19 protein-coding genes are annotated in these 20,486 nt (G+C 40.0%); 11 read left to right on the forward strand and 8 right to left on the reverse strand.

The genetic code is table 11. The features are described 5' to 3' along the window. Positions 1–38: 38 nt before the first annotated feature. Both tolR and tolQ read right to left on the reverse strand, forming a co-directional pair. A complete protein-coding gene (tolR, locus tag D1093_RS00280; RefSeq protein ID WP_120099880.1) occupies positions 39–491 on the reverse strand; it encodes a protein TolR in 453 nt (150 codons plus the stop codon). A 15-nt stretch (positions 492–506) separates the two neighbouring features. Further along, a complete protein-coding gene (tolQ, locus tag D1093_RS00285) occupies positions 507–1,220 on the reverse strand; it encodes a protein TolQ (RefSeq protein WP_120099881.1) in 714 nt (237 codons plus the stop codon). Between the two features lie 715 nt (positions 1,221–1,935). Between tolQ and D1093_RS00290 the strand changes: the two genes are divergently transcribed. Both D1093_RS00290 and D1093_RS00295 read left to right on the forward strand, forming a co-directional pair. Further along, positions 1,936–2,310, forward strand: coding sequence for a helix-turn-helix domain-containing protein (locus D1093_RS00290; protein WP_120099882.1), 375 nt, complete (start codon positions 1,936–1,938; stop codon positions 2,308–2,310). Between the two features lie 487 nt (positions 2,311–2,797). Next, entirely contained in the window at positions 2,798–3,172 is a 375-nt protein-coding gene (locus tag D1093_RS00295) for a helix-turn-helix domain-containing protein (RefSeq protein WP_120099884.1), read from the forward strand. Positions 3,173–3,742: 570 nt separating this feature from the next. Here D1093_RS00295 and ybgC read toward each other — a convergent pair. The 6 genes from ybgC to D1093_RS00330 form a co-directional block, all read right to left on the reverse strand. Then, complete coding sequence (gene ybgC, locus D1093_RS00300; protein ID WP_120099885.1) at positions 3,743–4,183, reverse strand: tol-pal system-associated acyl-CoA thioesterase; 441 nt, start codon at positions 4,181–4,183, stop codon at positions 3,743–3,745. Positions 4,184–4,398: 215 nt separating this feature from the next. After that, positions 4,399–5,490, reverse strand: a complete 1,092-nt coding sequence (gene ruvB / locus D1093_RS00305; RefSeq protein WP_120099886.1) for a Holliday junction branch migration DNA helicase RuvB — start codon at positions 5,488–5,490, stop codon at positions 4,399–4,401. Positions 5,491–5,503: 13 nt separating this feature from the next. Then, the gene (gene ruvA, locus D1093_RS00310) at positions 5,504–6,118 is read right to left on the reverse strand and encodes a Holliday junction branch migration protein RuvA (RefSeq protein WP_120099887.1); all 615 of its coding nucleotides are present in this window, start codon (positions 6,116–6,118) and stop codon (positions 5,504–5,506) included. Between the two features lie 13 nt (positions 6,119–6,131). Further along, a complete protein-coding gene (ruvC, locus tag D1093_RS00315) occupies positions 6,132–6,647 on the reverse strand; it encodes a crossover junction endodeoxyribonuclease RuvC (RefSeq protein WP_120099888.1) in 516 nt (171 codons plus the stop codon). A 1,954-nt stretch (positions 6,648–8,601) separates the two neighbouring features. Beyond that, a complete protein-coding gene (locus D1093_RS00325; protein ID WP_120099890.1) occupies positions 8,602–9,108 on the reverse strand; it encodes a DUF1465 family protein in 507 nt (168 codons plus the stop codon). A 184-nt stretch (positions 9,109–9,292) separates the two neighbouring features. After that, positions 9,293–10,435, reverse strand: coding sequence for an OpgC family protein (locus D1093_RS00330; protein WP_120099891.1), 1,143 nt, complete (start codon positions 10,433–10,435; stop codon positions 9,293–9,295). Positions 10,436–10,791: 356 nt separating this feature from the next. Here D1093_RS00330 and D1093_RS00335 point away from each other — a divergent pair, with 356 nt between their 5' ends. From D1093_RS00335 to efp, 9 genes are all read left to right on the forward strand, one after another. Beyond that, the gene (locus D1093_RS00335) at positions 10,792–11,454 is read left to right on the forward strand and encodes a thiamine phosphate synthase (protein WP_120099892.1); all 663 of its coding nucleotides are present in this window, start codon (positions 10,792–10,794) and stop codon (positions 11,452–11,454) included. 304 nt (positions 11,455–11,758) lie between these two features. Then, positions 11,759–12,505, forward strand: a complete 747-nt coding sequence (locus tag D1093_RS00340) for a TIR domain-containing protein (RefSeq protein WP_120099893.1) — start codon at positions 11,759–11,761, stop codon at positions 12,503–12,505. A 957-nt stretch (positions 12,506–13,462) separates the two neighbouring features. After that, positions 13,463–13,822, forward strand: coding sequence for a helix-turn-helix domain-containing protein (locus tag D1093_RS00345; protein WP_120099894.1), 360 nt, complete (start codon positions 13,463–13,465; stop codon positions 13,820–13,822). A 760-nt stretch (positions 13,823–14,582) separates the two neighbouring features. Beyond that, a complete protein-coding gene (locus D1093_RS00350) occupies positions 14,583–14,981 on the forward strand; it encodes a helix-turn-helix domain-containing protein (RefSeq protein ID WP_120099895.1) in 399 nt (132 codons plus the stop codon). Between the two features lie 343 nt (positions 14,982–15,324). Continuing rightward, a complete protein-coding gene (locus tag D1093_RS10510; RefSeq protein ID WP_342212226.1) occupies positions 15,325–15,522 on the forward strand; it encodes a hypothetical protein in 198 nt (65 codons plus the stop codon). A 663-nt stretch (positions 15,523–16,185) separates the two neighbouring features. Then, positions 16,186–17,229 (forward strand): tetratricopeptide repeat protein, encoded by a 1,044-nt coding sequence (locus tag D1093_RS00365; protein WP_120099897.1) that lies wholly within the window; start codon positions 16,186–16,188, stop codon positions 17,227–17,229. 905 nt (positions 17,230–18,134) lie between these two features. Continuing rightward, positions 18,135–18,500, forward strand: coding sequence for a helix-turn-helix domain-containing protein (locus D1093_RS00375; RefSeq protein ID WP_120099898.1), 366 nt, complete (start codon positions 18,135–18,137; stop codon positions 18,498–18,500). A 383-nt stretch (positions 18,501–18,883) separates the two neighbouring features. Continuing rightward, positions 18,884–19,249 carry a helix-turn-helix domain-containing protein gene (locus D1093_RS00380; protein WP_120099899.1) on the forward strand — a complete coding sequence of 122 codons (366 nt, stop codon included), beginning with the start codon at positions 18,884–18,886 and terminating at the stop codon, positions 19,247–19,249. 656 nt (positions 19,250–19,905) lie between these two features. Beyond that, positions 19,906–20,481 carry an elongation factor P gene (gene efp, locus D1093_RS00385; protein WP_012232455.1) on the forward strand — a complete coding sequence of 192 codons (576 nt, stop codon included), beginning with the start codon at positions 19,906–19,908 and terminating at the stop codon, positions 20,479–20,481. Positions 20,482–20,486: the final 5 nt, after the last annotated feature.

The raw sequence follows: 20,486 nt of genomic DNA on the forward strand, positions 1-20,486 counted from the left end.
AAAAACAAAAAGTTATGGACCATGTTATTGTCCGTTACTTATTGTGCTAGACTTGCTAGCGCAACTTGAGAAAACCCTGCCTTTTGAATATCTGCGAGTAGTTTTAAGACTTGTTGATATTCAACAGTTTTAGCAACCCGCACAAAAACCCGTTGATCTTTTTGTGTAGGATCCGCTTCCAGAAGAGTTTTAAGCTGTGCAATCAACGCTTGTGAACTTTCATAATAATCTTGATGAATAGCAAAGCGCCCTTGCGCATCCAGGGAAACCGTAAGGGGTGTTTTTTGTGCGCGGACGGGTCCCGCTTGACTGCGTGGTAAATCCAAAGGAACACCGTTCACCAAAAGGGGAGCAGAGACCATAAAAATAATAAGCAACACCAACATCACATCCACAAAAGGGGTAACATTAATCTCACTCATCAGTTGACTTCGTGAATGATGCCGCCTCCGTGTATTTTTTTGAGAAGAAGAAGCAACAGAAATTCCCATAGGACAAACTCCTTTTTATAAAGAGGAAGGTGCTGTACGTGTTTCATCAAGACGCCGTGAGACAATTGTTGAAAATTCATCAGCAAAATTTTCGATTTGTGCAATGATGCGCGCACTTTCATGGGTCAATTTATTATAGGCAATAACGGCTGGAATTGCCGCAAACAAACCAATAGCTGTTGCCAAAAGTGCTTCTGCAATCCCTGGTGCGACAATGGCAAGAGAGGTATTTTGAGAAGCTGAAATAGAAAGAAAAGACTGCATAATCCCAATCACTGTTCCAAAAAGGCCAATAAAGGGTCCTGCAGATCCCAGTGTTGCAAGAAAACTTAACTTTGATTCTATTTTTTCGCTTTCGCGTCCCAATGTTAGATCCATCGCCTTATCAATTCTGCTCTGCAAACTGATCGAAGTATGGGTTCCTTTTTCAAGAGATTTTTTCCATTCAGCCATTGCTGCCATAAAAACGGCAGATATGCTATTGGTAGGGTGACTTTTACAGGCGACATAAAGATCTTCTAGCGCTTTGCCAGACCAAAAACTACGTTCAAATTTCTTTATTTCACGCCGTATTCTCCGGTACGTAAAAATTTTATCAAAAATAATGGCCCAACTCCAGACGGAAGCAAGCAGCAACCCAACCATAACAACTTTAACGACGAGACTTGCTTGCATAAACAAATGCAACATTCCCATTGTTTGCGGATTCATTAGTTCACCATGCGGCATAATTTTTGTCCCTCTAAATGAAAGGTGCACTTCTTAAAATTTTATAAAACAGATTGTTTTATAGTTTCTAAATTTAAGTAAAAAATTTCAGTCTCACATAAATCCATGCACTAAAACAAGACCTGTTTCTTAAATTTCTTTAAAAAGTGATCATCAAAGATATCTCTCAAGACACCTCACCTCTCTCTCACAAAGGCATTTATGCAAGATCACCCTAAAGCCTCCCCCTTCATACCTATGAAGGATAAAACCCAATCCCCCCGTTTATGAAAAGAATGCTCCACCATCTTGACTTTCCCCCCTCACTGTAAAAGACAAAGTTTCTAACCCCGCACCGTTTTGCAAACAATAGTCTATCAACACGCCAGCTTTCTTTAAAGCGAATTCTCTCATTGACTTCAGATTTCCACCTCTCAAATAACACTATTTTACAGTATAATAGCATAGCCAATGCTTTAGATTAGTCTTGCCAATCTCTTGAAAGTGCTTTATCAATCAAAAGATATTTTGATCGTCTACGCACCGATCAAGAGGGATTAAAGGTCCTAAGCTCTAGCGTACAAATAAATCCACTGTTGTGGGTATCCCGGGATTCCGGGAGATTTTGCTATGTCCAGGTGCCAAAAGCACTAAAAGCAAAAAGCTGACTAGAGCTCAGTACCTTTAACTCCCGGAATACTCATGCGAGGGCGCTCGCAACCGGCGGGAGGGAAAAATGCAATCCAAAAATTCACGTTTTAACGATATTTCTATCGGCAAAAGAATTCGTCATAGAAGAATGTCAATGAGGCTTTCTCAAAAAGAATTAGGGAATTCCTTAGGTGTCAGTTTCCAACAAATCCAAAAATACGAAAAAGGGTTAAACCGTGTAAGCGCAGGACGTTTGCTAGAAATTGCTAACCTACTGGAGGTTCCAATGAGCTTTTTTTATGCAGATATTATTGCTAAAAAAGAAGATAACCTCATAAAAGAATATCCCTCACACGATGATCAAGAAATCTATAGCGAAAAAGAACACACCCTTTTGAAAACTTTTAGAGAACTCCACCCTAAAAAACAAAAGGCAATTTGGTGGTTAATTTCCGATTAGGCAAAAGCACACACAAAGCTCCAATCCTTTATTTCATTTTGACAGATCCACGTTTTACGCTTTTTCATTTTGACAGAAATCAGCAAACAAAACTATCCCCACACCGTTTTGCAAACAATAGTCTATCAACACGCCAGCTTTCTTTAAAGCGAATTCTCTCATTGACTTCAGATTTCCACCTCTCAAATAACACTATTTTACAGTATAATAGCATAGCCAATGCTTTAATTAGTCTTGCCAATCTCTTGAAAGTGCTTTATTGATGAGCTTGTGTTTTTGATCGTCCACGCAACGGTCAAATAGGGAGTTGAAAACCCGAAAACTCGTACATGAATTTGTCCCACTATGTGGGTATCCCGGAATTCCGGGAGCTTTTGCTATGTCCAGGTGCATCTCAGCACTAAAAGCAAAGAGCTGATTCGAGTTCAGTATTTTCAACCTCCCGGAATACTCATGCGAGGGCGCTCGCAACCGGCGGGAGGGAAAAATGCAAACCAAAAATTCACGTTTTAACGATATTTCTATCGGCAAAAGAATTCGTCATAGAAGAATGTCAATGAGGCTTTCTCAAAAAGAATTAGGGAATTCCTTAGGTGTCAGTTTCCAACAAATCCAAAAATACGAAAAAGGGTTAAACCGTGTAAGCGCAGGACGTTTGCTAGAAATTGCTAACCTACTGGAGGTTCCAATGAGCTTTTTTTATGCAGATATTATTGCTAAAAAAGAAGATAACCTCATAAAAGAATATCCCTCACACGATGATCAAGAAATCTATAGCGAAAAAGAACACACCCTTTTGAAAACTTTTAGAGAACTCCACCCTAAAAAACAAAAGGCAATTTGGTGGTTAATTTCCGATTAGGCAAAAGCACACACAAAGCTCCAATCCTTTATTTCATTTTGACAGATCCACGTTTTACGCTTTTTCATTTTGACAGAAATCAGCAAACAAAACTATCCCCACACCGTTTTGCAAACAATAGTCTATCAACACGCTGGCTTCTGGTGCTAGCGGATTTCTCAGCTGATTATTTCATAGGATTATCACTGTCTCTCAAAGAAGAGTGTTCCCCAACCCGCAAATCTTTCAAAATATTCACCCCCCACGCGCACAAAAAGCCCCTTACATTACCCAACGATCACCGCCCCAAAGAGAAGTGTTTTACAGCATGATAGGATAAGCGCTCCCAGCTCAAAATTTGCAATCAGTCTTGGCACTTTTAAAACGCTTTATAAAAGGCATTTTATGCCTTTCTCAATCCTTTTTATCTCCACCCATCAACCCTGCCTGTGACAAGAAAATGATTTTGATGAATTCACAAAAGAGTTTGAAATGAGAAAATTTTACAACACTCACAGGCTCTCATTTAAATTGAATAACCCTACCTTATCATTATCAATAAAACTGTTGTATATTCAACATGTAAGAGTTTTAACCAAGCATTTTTGCAAACAGCTCTTTGGGTAAACGTCGCGGTTTTGCTTCTTCATTAATCAGAGCAATTTCAACTTTCGCTGTTACCAACGTGGTCGCCTCGTGCACAATCGACTGCTCCATAAAAAAACGTGCTCCTTGGATATGATCAACACGTGTTTTAACGACTAAAAGGTTATCAATTTTGGCTGGTCGTGAAAAACTAATTTCCATATGGCGCACAACAAAAAACAGTTTTTCCCCCTCAGTTCCTGCGGCTAATATCTTATTATTAAAACCGGTATCCCGTAAAAACTCTGAACGTCCCCGTTCAAAAAATTCCAGATAACGCGCATGATAAACCACACCGGAAAAATCTGTATCAGCCACGTAAACGCGCACCTGAAAATTATGAAAAGCATTTTTATGATCGCTCTTGAAAGGCATTACTTCTGTCATTGACTTCATGTCCCATAAAATCATTTAAGTTAGAAAATTGTTTATCAATCAAAAGACTGAACATATTTTTGTGTTGAAGTTGTGAAAAGAAAAAGCACAAAATCCCTCTATCGTTCTAAACCTTTTCGATGAAAACACAAGAACCAGAGGCTTTCTTCTTGTCCTTATAAGAGCTTGCGATAAATCATCCGCACAGTTCTTATTAAAAAGATGCCTTAGTCATCTTCCCCATCCCATAAAGTTGCCTGAAGTGATACATTGTCTTGAGCATCAGAAAGTTGCGTACGCTTTTGTATCGACATTGAAGCAGGCGCAGCAAGTCCTAAATGGCTCCACGCCTTTTCGGTCAGAATGCGTCCACGAGCCGTTCTTTGAATAAAACCTTGTTGGAGAAGATACGGTTCAACAATATCTTCAATCGCATCGCGTGGTTCTGATAAAGCAGCCGCAATAGTTTCAATGCCTACCGGTCCTCCTAGAAAAGTTTCGGCAATCAGCAGCAAATAACGCCGGTCAAGCGGATCAAGCCCAAGATGATCCACTTCAAGGCGCGAAAGCGCTTCATCGGCGATTTTTCGATCAATTTGTTTTGCTTGTTTCACCAAAGCAAAATCACAAACGCGCCGTAAAAGCCGTCCGGCAATGCGCGGGGTCCCCCGTGCTCGACGTGCAATTTCATGGGCGCCATCATCACTGATCTTGACGGCAAAAAGCCGCGCATTACGCTGCACGATATATTCTAATTCCTCTATCGTATAAAAATTAAGACGAATAGGGATACCAAAACGGTCTCTAAGCGGTGTGGTCAAAAGCCCCAACCGTGTGGTAGCTGCCACCAAAGTAAATTTAGCCAAATCAATTTTAACCGAGCGTGCTGCCGGCCCCTCCCCAATGATCAAATCGAGTTGATAATCTTCCATGGCTGGATAAAGAATTTCTTCAATCGCTGGATTTAAACGATGAATTTCATCAATAAACAAGACATCGCGTTCTTCAAGATTGGTCAAAAGAGCAGCCAAATCTCCTGCTTTAGCAATGACTGGTCCTGAAGTAGAGCGAAAGTTAACCCCTAATTCTTTTGCCATAATCTGTGAAAGCGTTGTTTTTCCCAGTCCCGGTGGTCCTACAAACAAAACGTGATCCAACGCTTCTTTCCGGGTTTTTGCGGCTTCAATAAATATTTTTAAATTAGCCCGCGCCGCTTCTTGACCAATAAAATCATCGAGAACTTGTGGTCTTAAGGAACGATCCGGATCGTTGGGAAGGGGTGCTGCCCCTAAAAGGCGTTGATCTTCATCTTTATGCATTGTTACCTTAATTTCAAGTAGGAGAAGAAAGCAATTTGAGACTATGGCGGATCAAGAGGGCAGAAGAAACAGCGTCCCCCTCAAGGGCGTTCATCGCTAGAGCAAGAGCCCGGGCTGCTTGCTCACGTTCAAAGCCTAGCTTCATCAATGCGGAAAGCGCATCATGGGCAGGTTGATGAGTTATCTCACGCTGCGGAACTGAAACCGTCTTGACCGCCTGTTCAAAGGGGAGTGTTTTACTTTTCAGTTCCCCAACAATTCTTTCACTAACTTTTTTACCAACGCCTGGTGCGCGACTAATCATCGCCACATCGTTTAAGGCAATAGCTTGTGCAAGTTCATCTGGCGATAAAGTCCCCAAGATTGCCAAAGCAACCTTTGCCCCTACACCTGGAACATTTTGGAGCATACAAAACCACTCCTGTTCGGCTCTTGTTGCAAAACCAAAAAGGCGGATTGCCTCTTCCCGAACATGCGTTTCAATAAAGAGGCTTAATGCCTCCCCAACAGAAGGCAAAGAAGGACGCAACCGATTTGAGATAAAAACGACATACCCCACACCATGAACATCAAGAACAATATAATCTTCAAAGATATGTTCAAGCGTACCCTTTAACTTGCCAATCATATCGCCACCCCAATCATATCGCCACCCTTGCCTGATAAGATTGATCAATCCTCTTACGATGCATGCTATGACAAAGAGCAAGAGCAAGGGCATCCGCCGCATCATTGCTATCAAATTCAGCCCGTGGGAGGAGAACTTTAACCATCATATGAATTTGTTCTTTAGCGCCATGTCCAACACCAATAACCGATTTTTTGACTTTGTTGGGGGCATATTCAAAAACAGGACACTTTGCCTGTGCAGGAACCAGTAGCGCAATGGCACGCGCTTGCCCAAGTTTTAGCGTTGCTGTAGCATCTTTGTTGACAAACACATGTTCCACCGCAGCTTCATGGGGCATAAATTGATGCACAACCTCTGAAAGACCTTTATGGATTTGACAGAGTCTAGAAGCCAGATCACACTGTACATCAGAAGAAACCGTCCCTGCCGCAACAAACTGAAGACGATTGCCCGCAAGATCGATAACGCCCCATCCCGTATACCGTAGTCCGGGATCAATACCTATAATACGAATCGTCTCTGCCATAAACGCTAGTTTATACACTTTTCCCCCTTTTGAATAAAGGCTCGCCCACAAAGAAAACAGCAGCAAAGGACAAAACCAGTAAAAAGAAGGACATATGTTATGAGTTTATACATTTAAACACACGAACAAACGAGACATAATGCCATCAAACAAAACCATTCATACCTCACAAGAAAGCAAAAGCAATGCATAAAAATTCCCCTTTGATCTCATCTCCCCCCTCTATCTAATCTTCAATGTCATAACGATTAAACCACCACAAGCAAACAAGGAGAGAAGCCATACTTTGATCTATAAATGGCAAAAATGCTTCTCTATGGACGAGATAGACTTCACGAGGTCTTTTTACGTTATACGCCCCATGATATGGACGTGAACAAACATTGCGAGGTATTTTTTACATACCCCTCACAACACAAGAGCATTATAGGGAGAGCATTGCATGAGCAACACGGGGCCCATAAAGCCCCCCCATAATCCCCCATAGAGCTTTTTTACGACAATTTATTTTGTGATTTTAGATGTTTTATTTTCCGTGAAGAGAGCCCCTCCTATTAAAACTGAGAGAACCCAAAAATGAAAACAATGCATCATGATCATGAGAAAACGCATTGATTGACAAGAATACCCTAGCATTCTTTATGTTGAATGACAGCCCCAAATATCGAAAGATCCTCTCATTCCCAACCTGCTTTATGGTGTATCTATCAAAACCATTCCCTTGCACACCATAAGCGGAAGAGCCATGGAGCGCGAAACTGTACAAGAAAGGACATACTTCTTATGAACCATTTCAAATATAAAGCTCTGTAACAACATGAGAGGTTAACAAAATGTATGACAGGGCTGGTTTTCTCTTTTATGGAAAGCACAAAAATGGGAAACTCAATGGCTTTTAGACACTTTATGGAGAATTTTATACACTACTTCATAGGGAAATGATTTACCCTTATACCATTCACGGACGATCGTCACGAAAAGGGGATGTGAGGCGTTAAGAAATATTTCTTTAAAGCAAGCGCGCAAATTAGCAACACCAGTATATTCCGTTTGGGGCGTTTATTATAACACACATTTTCCAGCAATTTTATGAGGCATAAATTATAGAGCTTTCCCTCCTCCCCTCCTCTCAAAGGACGAAGATTCCTACCAGCGTTATCTTATAAAAACAATGACGCTCGATGGCTTCTTACTGTTGACCACTTCTGTGCCCCCTTCATAGGCGCTAAGGATAAGCCCTGTCCTCAACACATACGTACTGTAATTTTAAATACTGAATACATCACAGCTATGTGCCTTATATCTCTGCCTTAAACGAGGATATTTTGAGGATATTTTACGGTATAATAAGATAAATTGATGTCCAAGAGCTTGGCTAATATCCGGATAGCCTGATCATTCTCATAGCTAAGATAAAATCACACAATATCAAAAGAAAGCGTTCCAGCGACAACAAACTGAAGCCTATTCCCCACAAAATCAGCCGCAGCCCATACTCCACACCATCATTCGAAATCAATGCTCCCCTCTCTGTCATAAACTCAAGATATTTTTCCACACTCAAAGAGAAGCTAAGCAGAAAAAACTCTTCAGATTAGTCTTAGTCGCGAAATTTTAGTCACGACAACAAATATACCGCTCGAAATATCACACAAAAAAAGCCCAAAAAATATCCCCAACCACCGACTGTTTTCAGCAATTCGATTTGTTTTGCCAGCAGATTTTCATCACTCAAGTCACAGGAAGCAGCCGTCTCCCACCCTGCGCGCATATACTTGATGCGTGCCTCTCAAACGAGAGTGAATGAGCAACAAATTGGCGGAAAATTTCTGGGAGTTCGTCCCAATGAGCGATTTCAAATTCTAAGGTCGGTGTATGAAGGGAGACTTTTACGATTTCTTTTTTTATTTGTTCGGATGACATTTCTCCTTTGCGCAAAGTAAGAAAATATCCTCTAAGAACGCCCAAAGGCAGTTTTCAGCAATTCGATTTGTTTTCCTACTGGATTTTCATCACTCAAGTCACAGGAAGCAGCCGTCTCCCACCCTGCGCGCATATACTTGATACGTGCTTCTAAACGCAGTGAATGAGCAACAAATTGGCGGAAAATTTCTGGGAGTTCGTCCCAATGAGCGGTTTCAAATTCTAAGGTCGGTGTATGAAGGGAGACTTTCACGATTTCTTTTTTTATTTGTTCTGATGACATTTCCCCTTCGCGCTCTGCCCGGAGAAGGAGAAGTTGAGAGGCAATTTGCATAAGTCGTGTACTTAAATACATTGCTTCTTTTGCATAGAGTGCAGAAATTTCTGTCGAAAGGGAACGCGCAACGACTTTCCCTTCTGAATCGATATAGGCTGCTGTTTTTTCAATCAGCGCCATTGTCTCTTCATAAAGACGATTAAAAGCATTATGCTCAATCATGATAATAGGTTCATCATAGGGACGTTTATGTACGCTCACGCTTTTATACTCCAAATATCAGCACAAAACCACACCACTCAACGAACAGAGTCTTAAAAAGTTTCTTTTGTTACTGTATAGAATGCTTTTTTTGAAATGACTACCTCTTTTAATTTTTTTGTGCAATGCGCTTTTTATACTAAGGTTAACGCAGCCACACAAGGACCGCGGGAGCGCGTTTTTCTTATAAGCGGATCAGTTTTCTTGCAAAAGCCTCCTGTAAAGACCGCCGTCTTTCACAATAATAGGCAACCCCAAATTGCAGAGCGATGCCCGTTATCATTAAGAGGCTATCGGAAAAAAACGTTCCTGTCATCACTGTTTTTACAATTTGTCCAAACATCGCAAAAATGGTTCCCGTTACAAAGACCGGTAAACTATGTTTTCCTAAGATTGCTAAAGGATGTTTCTCTGAAACATAAAACCATTTATTGACGCGTGGTAAGCATAGAATGAGGAAGGATAATGCAAGAACATGGAGCAAACGCGGCAAGCTTAAAAAGGTTTTATTAAAGTTGATCAACGGAGAAGACCAGCCGAGCCATCCCAAAATGCCCCACCAATTTAAGCGAACCCATAACAGTGCCAACAAGAGATACCCTACCGCACAAACCAGCCAAAAAGACTGAAAAGCGATTGTTTTACCTTGTTTGAGTGCTAAAGTGCTAGTCAAGCCTATGACAAATAAGAATTGCCAAGAAAGAGGGTTTAAAAACCACTTTCCCTCTATAGGATAAGAAGGAGGCGCAATTTTATACAGTCCGCAAGTAAGATAGAGTATAAACGAGCCCCAAAGCAGCCATGTTGTCTGTTTACAACTCAAATAAAGGATGAAAGGTGCAAAAAACATCAAAACGATATAAAGTGGCAGAATATTATTATAGCCCAATTGATGCCCAAAACTTAAAGTGCTTAAAAGTGCGATAACAGGCTCTGTAAAAAAGAGCTCCACATTATTCATCGTTAACAGCTTTTCTGTTCGCCATAAGAAAAAAGCTCCTAAAAACAGGCTTAACGTAACAAAAGTGGTCAAAAGATACGCTCCGTAGAGCTGCAAAGCCCTCTGCCAATATTTTCGGATAATAAAAGCAAAAGGCTTCTGCTGTAACCGCCCATGAAAACTTAACCCCAGCGAAATGCCTGAAAGCAAAACAAAAATCTCTGCAGAATCAGAAAAACCAAAATTTTTATGGGTCATATGTTCATAGAGCGTTCCGGGAATATGGTTGATGAAAATCGTCAATAAGGCTAAAGAACGAAACACATCAATACGTGTATCACGACGAAAAGGCTGCATATTATGATCAACAACGGCTTGATATTTCATCAATGGACTCCCACACGTCACAAAGCCCCTAAGTCACATAAAAAAGTCGTTACGCTCATCACAAAGAGGATATGATGAAACTTTCACTTTTAAGAGTCAAGTTTCTTTTTAAGTGTTATTTTTTTTAAGGCAAAAGAATGAAAAACACCCATGCGTGTATGACGACGAAAAGGTTGTGTATTATGCTCAACAACAGCTTGGTATTTCAAACATCTTGTATTTCATATCAATGCACTCCCACACGTCTCCCCTTGAAATCATGGAAAAATAGTGTTTACCCTCATCGCAAACAAGCATGAATAGGATAAAACTTTAACTTTTAAGAATCATTTTTTTATAAAAATCAGGGATATGGCATGACACAACAAACAAATAAACCGATTGAACCGCCTCTTTTTCCCCAATTGGTTTTAACCCTCGATATTCGACGCAATATTCCACACGGCTTTTTGCGTCCCATTTTGCAAACAAAGTCTTTTGCATGCGTCATTCTTTACGATTCTGAAAAGCAAAAAGATGATAGCTCTTTTTTACAAAAACAAGCACAAATTTACGCAGAAGATATTCAAAACAATGACGCTGCTCTTCTTATCGCTGATGACAGCCGCATTGCGGGACGCATAAAGGCTGATGGTTTGCACATAGAAGATGATTTTAACGCACTTGAAAGCTTTAAAAATCAGCAAAAGGAACAAAAAATCTTAGGCTTTGGCAATCTACGCAATCGTCATAGTGCCATGCTTGTAGCAGAAACAGGTGTTGACTATCTTCTGTTTGGCAAATTAGGAGCTGATAAAAAACCCCAGGCGCATCCCCGCAATCTCCAATTAGCTGCGTGGTGGGCAGAGATTATGGAAACCCCTGCCATTATCCAAGCCGGAAGCGATTTCGCAACCTTTGATGAAGCCTTAAAGACTGGATGTGAATTCATTGCTGTAGAAGAAGTTATTTTGGGGAACGACACCCCCTTACCCCTCCTAAAAACAATGCAAGAAAAATGTGAAAACACCCCCTTGTAATGTGGGAGGGGAATTCATAAATTAAGTGTTAATAAAAATCCGAACACCCGCCACCATATTACTTATATAGAATACACAACAACAGATTAAAGGGGATAAAAATGTGTTTTTCTTTCCACAATTCTATCAAATGAGATGAAAAAGCTAGCGTTTTTTTTACATAACATATAGAGAAGAATCATCAAAACTTTCTAGTTCAATGTCTTATAAAAAGAAGCCATTATGATTGGGGAAACTCATCATTGTTGATATTGGTTAATGCATACCAACAACGAATGATGGAAATATGCAGGGGACATAAAAAATGAAATACAGAGGAACGTTTGAAGATCTTCAAAACATAGTTTGCAAGTGTGGATATAAAATCAAAGAAATTAAGTCTCTATCACTTAATTCTTCTGGAGGATATCAGATCAAAACCTGCGATGGAGGAATTATTAATTGGTACGAAAGTACAGGAACAATCAACTTTCAAGGCAAAGAAAACACAAAACAAAAGTTAATAGAAGATTTAGTTCAATATATAGAAACAAAATCAGCGACTCCTTCCCCCAAAACGGCTTCCAATACCTCAAATAAAAAAGTTTTTATCGTTCATGGTCATGATCGTTATGCCTTAAAGGACCTTGAAAATGCTCTTCTCAAGCTTGAGCTTAAACCATACATCTTACAAAATACTGGCGGGAATGGCTTACCCATTATTGAAACTTTGAAAAGAGAAATTTGTAAAGGTTCTATAGAATTTGGCATTGTACTGCTGACGCCCGATGATAAAGGCTATGCTATATCTGACGGTGAAACAAAAGCACAATTCCGCGCGCGACAAAATGTTGTTCTCGAGATGGGAATGTTAATCTCCATACTTCCTTTTGATAAAATAGCTATTTTATACAAAGAAGGCATTGAAATACCTTCAGATGTTAATGGAGTTTACTACCTTTCTTTTGAAAAACACGTACAAGAGACATTTCCCAAACTTATTAAGCGCTTAAAAGAAGCGGAGGTCCCTTTTAGTCAAGATGCCATTCCTTGTGCATTAAGTTCTATTTGAATAACACTTATCTTTAGTTTTTAAAACGCACGCCCCCCCAAAAAAACCATGGCACTCCACCGCATCTCATAGCCCCCCACGTTCTTTAAAGACAAAGAAACAGTCGCCCCCTGCTCTTGTTCAATAGCCAAGCGATGGTACAAATTTTAATAAAGAAACCGCTTGTGAATTCATTACCGTGAAAAAAATCATTTTAGACCTTTTGATAAGCACGGCTCTGATATCATGATTTTGGTTATCGTTTCAGAGAGATTAAAAGGCGGATAGGCTCTCATTAAAAAACTATCTTTTATTGTAAATTGTCTCAAATTCCTTTATGAATCAAAAGGTCTCTTGGTCGCATATGCAACGATCAAGAGGGCTCTAAAGCCTGAAACCTAAACATGAATTGATCCCGCTTTGCGGGTGTCCTGAAATTCCGGGAGATTTTGCTCTGTCCAGGTGCTTGTCCGCACTAAAAGCAAAATGCTGATTTGAGTTCAGTATTTTTGACTCCCGGAATACGCATGAGAAGGTGCGCACTTGGTGGGGAACAATGCAAACCAACAAGCTTAATTAACGACATTTTCATTGGCAAAGAAAACACACTATATCATTTACCCGCGCAAACAATCTCCAGTAAGAAAAGAAAAATAGTTATGCTTTATTACTTGCATCAAAATTACTTGCATCAAAACCACACGGACTCTCATTAAAAACTATTTTTTATTGCCAACCTCATGAAATTACTTTATGAGTTAAAAGGTATTTTGGTCGCATACGCAACGACCAATAGGGATTAAAAACCCTAAGTCCGATACATAAAAATAAACCCACTCTGTGGGTGTCCCGGAATTCCGGGAGATTTTGCTCTGTCCAGGTGCTTGTCCGCACTAAAAGCAAAATGCTGACTCGGACTCAGTGTTTTTAACTCCCGGAATACTATGCGAGGGCGCTCGCAACCGGCGGGAGGGTAAAATGCAAACCAACAATCTTAATATTGATCTTCTGGTCGGCAAAAGAATTCGCTTAAGACGACAAATACTAAAGATGTCTCAAACAACTTTAGGAAACGCTTTAGGAATAAGCTTCCAACAAATTCAAAAATATGAAAAAGGCTTAAATCGCGTAAGCGCGGGGCGATTAAAGGAAATTTCCGATATTCTTAATGTTCCAGTTTCCTTTTTTTATGCGGATATCATGCCAAAACGACAGCCCCACCATGATGAAATCATCTCGAACACAGAAGAATACCAACTGCTCAAAAAATTTAGAGTTTTGACCACGATAAAAAAGAAAGCCATTTTGCAGTTACTCTCTGATGAGAATGCAAGCTAAAATCATGCGATAGCGCACACTACGCTCTATTCAAAGTCACCCCTTTTGTGAACGCCTTATATTGCTTGCATCAAAAAACACGCTGCCTTTCGCTTTACAAACCCTATACGTTAAGAAACGCTCTTTTTTATTACCATTCCCCTAAAAATTACTTTATGAATTGAGAGATGTTTTGATTGCATACACAACAAGAAAGAAAGCTCTAAAGCCTGAAAACTCAAACATGAATTGACCTACTTTTCGGGTGTCCTGAAATTCCGGGAGATTTTGCTCTGTCCAGGTGCTTGTCCGCACTAAAAGCAAAATGCTGATTTGAGTTCAGTATTTTTGACTCCCGGAATACGCATGAGAAGGTGCGCACTTGGTGGGGAACAATGCAAACCAACAAGCTTAATTAACGACATTTTCATTGGCAAAGAAAACACACTATATCATTTACCCGCGCAAACAATCTCCAGTAAGAAAAATAGTTATGCTTTATTACTTGCATCAAAATTACTTGCATCAAAACCACACGGACTCTCATTAAAAACTATTTTTTATTGCCAACCTCATGAAATTACTTTATGAGTTAAAAGGTGTCTTGGTCGCATACGCAACGACCAATAGGGATCTAAAAACCCGAAAGCTCGATACATTAATTTGTCCCACTCTGTGGGTGTCCCGGAATTCCGGGAGATTTTGCTATGTCCAGGTGCTCTTTAGCACTAAAAGCAAAATGCTGATTCGAGTTCAGTGTTTTTAGACTCCCGGAATACTTATGCGAGGGCGCTCGCAACCGGTGGGGACAATGCAAACCAACACTCTTAATATTGATCTTCTGGTCGGCAAAAGAATTCGCTTAAGACGAAAAAGGCTAAAGATGTCTCAAACAACTTTAGGGCACGCTTTAGGAATAAGCTTCCAACAAATTCAAAAATATGAAAAAGGCTTAAATCGCGTAAGCGCGGGGCGATTAAAGGAAATTTCCGATATTTTGACTGTGCCGATTTCCTTTTTTTATGCAGATATCATCACAAAACAACATGCCCTCTCCTCTCACGATGAAATCATCTCGAACACAGAAGAATATCTGCTGCTTAAAAGATTTAGAACGCTCACTTCGATAAAACAAAGAGCCATTTTACAATTATTCTCTGAACCCAATGAAAGCTTTTAATATCACGTGAATACGACAGGCTCTGTTTACCCTACAGACTCTGTGCATCTGCATACATCACAAACATCCCCGCAAAGAGCAGCGCTTGAAAATTTATTGGATCAATCTGCAGGAGCACCCCATGCAATCATTTGACTTTGTCTGTTAAGCATAAGTTTTAAATACCATGAAAGATGATGGCAGTTTTTTTAATAATGTGTAAATATTGATAAATAAATACTTTCTAAGATACCGATACGTGATAGTATAACGATAGAAAAGGTTCTTGTCTTATCTTGTGCAAGAACTTTCTTAAGAAAAAACGAGTCAGAAAAAAGAAAAATGATAGAGGGGGGGAATGAAGATGTCAAAATATTTATTTCTGTCACAACTTTTGTTAGTGGCTGGTTGTGCCTCTCCAGGGAACTATGTATCAAATTATGTTGATGAAAATCTTGTGGCGGAGAAGAGGGTGGCGGATTTAAAAGTATACGATTTTTCTAACGATGTCAAAAGATCTTTACCAATCAATCCAACCACACTTCTCCTCTTATCAAAGTGATACAATAGACAACTTTACGCCTTTATTTATCGATCTGTTGCGGCGAACGGGATAGAATGTGATTTATACAGATCAACCCCAAAAGCAGCAAAACATGGGTGTGGGATTGTTTTACACACGAACACCAAAGGATGATGAACATATAATTTCTGTGCTTCAGTATGATTGGTCGGGAGAACCAAGTTATTATCTACGTATTTATCAGAATAAATAAACCCGCTCTTTGAAGATGGACATTCTCTCTATTTCGAACATAAAGACTTAAAATTTTTTGCAAAAGATAAAGAAATTTGCACCTCATTTTAACGGATCTAACAAGTGCTCCGACACGCTCTCTTTTTCTCAACATTTCGCATTTTTCATAAGCAATTCGTCACATATTTTAAAAAGTAGCCTCATCATAGACGCTTTTTTATTTTAGGGTGATAAAGTCTTGACAAGAGAAGGTAGTCTCTCTGGATCATTCTTTCATTATCGTTGTTTAAAGGTGTTTAAAATAGCACTGTTTAAAACAGTGTGGTTCTGATCAACGTTAATGCTATCTTTATAAAGGGACCGAAACCTCTCTTAACGGAAATGAAAAATAAGAGAGCAATGGGATTCGGCTTGTAATGATGAAAAAAAAATGTGAAAATTCTGTTTGGTAATGAGAAGGAGAAATTGATGATCAAAAGAAGTGTTCAACTGCTTATCCTAGGAATGATAGGGCTTGCAAGTTCTGTTTTAAATTCTGCTGGAAACACTGATGAACTCTCAGATTTTGAACACTCTTTCAATACAATTCAAGAATCTTCAAACCCAGAAGAACCTTTTCAGCCCTTAAAAGCTGGAGACTATGACCAAGCTTATGACTATTACATTCAAGGCTATTATTTAAAAGCTTTTCAAGAAGCTCTCCGCCGTGCTGAAAAAAATGATCCTTTTGCGCAAACGCTTCTTGCCCGAATTTATATGGAAGGATGCGCTGTTCCTGTTGACGGGGCGCGGGCTGCTTTATGGTTTGAACGCGCAGCAAAACAAGGGGAACCCCAAGCCCAACTTCGCTATGGGCTTATGTTGTTTGATGGACATTTTGTAAAACAAAATCAAGAACTTGGTGAACAGTATATTCAAAAATCTGTCAAGGCAGGTGTTAAGGAAGCCTATTTTTATTATGGACAACTTCTTCTTTATAAAGCCTCACAGGAAAAACAAAATCTTCCTGGTGTCTCTTCTCAAAGCCGTGAAAATGAAGCCATCGAGCAAGCTTTAAAATGGCACTTAAAAGGGGCTGCTCTTGGGGATGCAGAAGCTGCTTTTGCAGCGGCAAAAATTCTCTCCTTAGGCACTTTACATCGACCAAAGGATGAGCGTAATGCCCGTAGACTGCTGGAAGTTGCAGCCCAAAACAACCACTTACAAGCGCAACTTCATTTAGCACAATGGCTTATACAGGGACGTGGAGGAGAAAAAGATTTTGACCGTGCTTTTCATTTGCTGCTTCACAATGCCACCCACATGGTCCCCCCAGCACAAATTTCCCTTGCAAGACTTTATCGAGACGGTATCGGAACAAAAGGCGATACGATCATGGCAGCAGCATGGTATCTTCTTGCAAAGGAGGCAAAAATGCAAGCCCCTGATCTTGAAATAATGCTCCAAGGTATGGACAAAAAACAACAAGAAAAGGCGCAAACAGAAGCCATAAAGCTCCTTCCTGTTTTTTAAAAAGCACTTAACAAACTTAAATTTTGCTTAGCACAAATTTCTCTCAAAAAGGCTTTATCAAAAGAATAAACAAAATGATACTTCAAGACACAGAAGGCAGCAGGCACAAGAACAGCGCCATGCTCTATACCAACAACGCCATGCTCTAGCGGCTAAAGAAGGCAAAAAGCCCCTGATCTTAAAAGAATGCTCCCCCTCTATCCCTTCTTTACTTCATGCCCCTTCTTTACTTCATAAAAATACGAACACGCACCATCATAGGCTTTGCCAATCCTCAATATTGTAGAATCCTTTAACCCTTAAGAAAATTCATAAAACACATTTTTATTTTTATAAAAACGCTTGAGAAAAATGCTATTCTTTGCTTCAAAGAGATAAAGTTGATAGAAATTCCGGGAGATTTTGCTCTGTCCAAGTGCTTGTCCGTACTAAAAGCAAAAAAGGCTGATTAGGTTTCAGTATTTTCAAGCTCCCGGAATACGCATAAAAGGACGCTCGCACTTGGCGGGGACAATGTAATCTAACCTCATGTGATAGTGCACACCACACTCTCGATAATGCGATACGCGTTGTTCAAAGCCATACTCCCTCGATATAGAGGGTTTATTTCTTTCATGAGAAAAACACCACCTCTGGTTAAAAAAACTGTTTTTTATTGCCAATCTGCTGAAATTCCTTTATGAGTTAAAAGGTGTTTTGGTCGCCTACGCAACGACCAATAGGGAACTGAAAATCCTAAAACCCTAGCGTAAAAATAAACCCACTTTGTGGGTATCCCGGAATTCCGGGAGATTTTGCTATGTCCAGGTGCTTGTCCGCACTAAAAGCAAAATGCTGACTCGGACTCAGTGTTTTTAACTCCCGGAATACTATGCGAGGGCGCTCGCAACCGGCGGGAGGGTAAAATGCAAACCAACAATCTTAATATTGATCTTCTGGTCGGCAAAAGAATTCGCTTAAGACGACAAATACTAAAGATGTCTCAAACAACTTTAGGAAACGCTTTAGGAATAAGCTTCCAACAAATTCAAAAATACGAAAAAGGCTTAAATCGTGTCAGCGCAGGGCGGTTAATGCAAATTTCCGATATTTTGAATGTTCCGATTTCCTTTTTTTATGCGGATATCATCACAAAACAACAGCCTCCACACCATCACGATGAAGTTATTTCGAATACTGAAGAATACCTGTTGCTCAAAAGATTTAGAACACTCACTTCGATAAAACAAAGAGCCATTCTACAGCTTACCATGGATGAGAATGCAAGCTAACACCACGCACGAGCGCACCACACTCTCGATAATGCGATACGCGTTGTTCAAAGCCATACTCCCTCGATATGAATGCTTTATATTACTTTCATAAAAAAACACACCGCTTCTTATTCAAAAAACTGTTTTTTATTGCCAATCTGCTGAAATTACTTTATGAGTTAAAAGGTGTTTTGGTCGCATACGCAACGACCAATAGGGATTCAAAAACCCGAAACCTCGTACATTAATTTGTCCCACTCTGTGGGTATCCCGGAATTCCGGGAGTTTTTGCTATGTCCAGGTGCGCTCTAGCACTAAAAGCAAAAAAGCTGATTCGAGGTCAGTATTTTTGACTCCCGGAATACTCGTGCGAGGGCGCTCGCAACCGGCGGGAGGGTAAAATGCAATCTCAAAATCTTAATATTGATCTTTTTGTTGGCAAAAAAATTCGCTTGAGACGACAAATGCTAAAAATGTCTCAAACAACTTTAGGGCATGCTCTAGGTGTAAGCTTTCAACAAATTCAAAAATACGAAAAAGGCTTAAATCGTGTCAGCGCGGGGCGGTTAATGCAAATTTCCGATATTTTGAATGTTCCGATTTCCTTTTTTTATGCGGATATCATCACAAAACAACAGCCTCCACACCATCACGATGAAGTTATTTCGAATACTGAAGAATACCTGTTGCTCAAAAGATTTAGAACGCTCACCTCGATAAAACAAAAAGCCATTCTACAGCTTATCATGGATGAGAATGCAAGCTAACACCACGCACGAGCGCACCACATTCTCTATAACGCGCAACACACTCATAGAGCCTACACGCTCTCTGTTCTTACCTCATACACCTTTAAAGGACACAAAGCCCTTTCTCGATCCAATTTCTCAGCAATCAGGCTTCTCAGAACGAAACTCCGCTTTCCGTTTCATGGGGTTGATTTCACAAGATTATTCGGACAAGTTTCCCCACACAATATCCACGCGTCATTCTCATAAAACAACGCCTCATAGATTTACAAAATTTCTATCATCCGTCTCAATGAGATTTTACAACACAACGGGATAAATTTCCCCCAAATCCTCAAAAATCTCAAAAAATTTTGTGCAAATTTTTAAAAAGCTTGCGTCTTGGCACTTTTTATGGTCTTGCAAAGAACTGAAAAGCAAGAATACATCAAGGTCCTTTTTGTCCTTAAGCTTTTCTCTGCAAAGCTCATAAGAAAACTTATGAGAAAACCCCATGAGAAAATCCATGGTAAGACAGATGAAAAGCACACAAAGACCATGAGGGAACCGCAAAACAAACAAGAAATTTTGAACCTAAAAACAACAAAAGAGTTCACTGTTAAGGCAGCAAAGAAAAGCGCCGTAAGGACAAAGTAAGAGAACTCTTTTTGCAAGAAGAGAATTGGACAGAAACGATGAAAATTAATGGTAATGAAATTCGCCCCGGGAATGTGATAGAGCATCAAGGAAGTTTGTGGGTTGCCGTCAAATGCAACGCTGTAAAGCCTGGAAAAGGTGGTGCATTTAATCAAGTTGAACTGAAAAATTTACTGGATGGTACAAAACTCAATGAACGCTTTCGTGCCGCTGAAACGGTTGAAAGGGTCCGCCTTGAACAAAAAGATTTTACCTTTCTTTATCAACAAGGGGATGCTTTGGTCTTTATGGATTCAGAGTCTTATGAACAATTGGAATTGCAAAAAGACTTTGTTGGTGAACGCGCTGCTTTCTTGCAAGATGGGATGACTGTCACAGTTGAACTTTATCAAGAAAAGCCTATCGGCATCTCCCTACCTGATCAAGTTGCTGTCACGATTGTGGAAGCTGATCCAGCTCTTAAAGGACAAACGGTGACCTCCTCTTATAAACCCGCCATTCTTGAAAACGGGATTCGTATTCTTGTGCCCCCTTTTATGAATGCCGGTGAGCGTATCATTGTCGACACCAACGAGTTGATCTATTTGCGTCGTGCAAATGAAAAAGATAAATAAAGGAA

Source organism: Bartonella kosoyi (assembly GCF_003606325.2).
In the GTDB taxonomy this organism is placed as follows: domain Bacteria; phylum Pseudomonadota; class Alphaproteobacteria; order Rhizobiales; family Rhizobiaceae; genus Bartonella; species Bartonella kosoyi.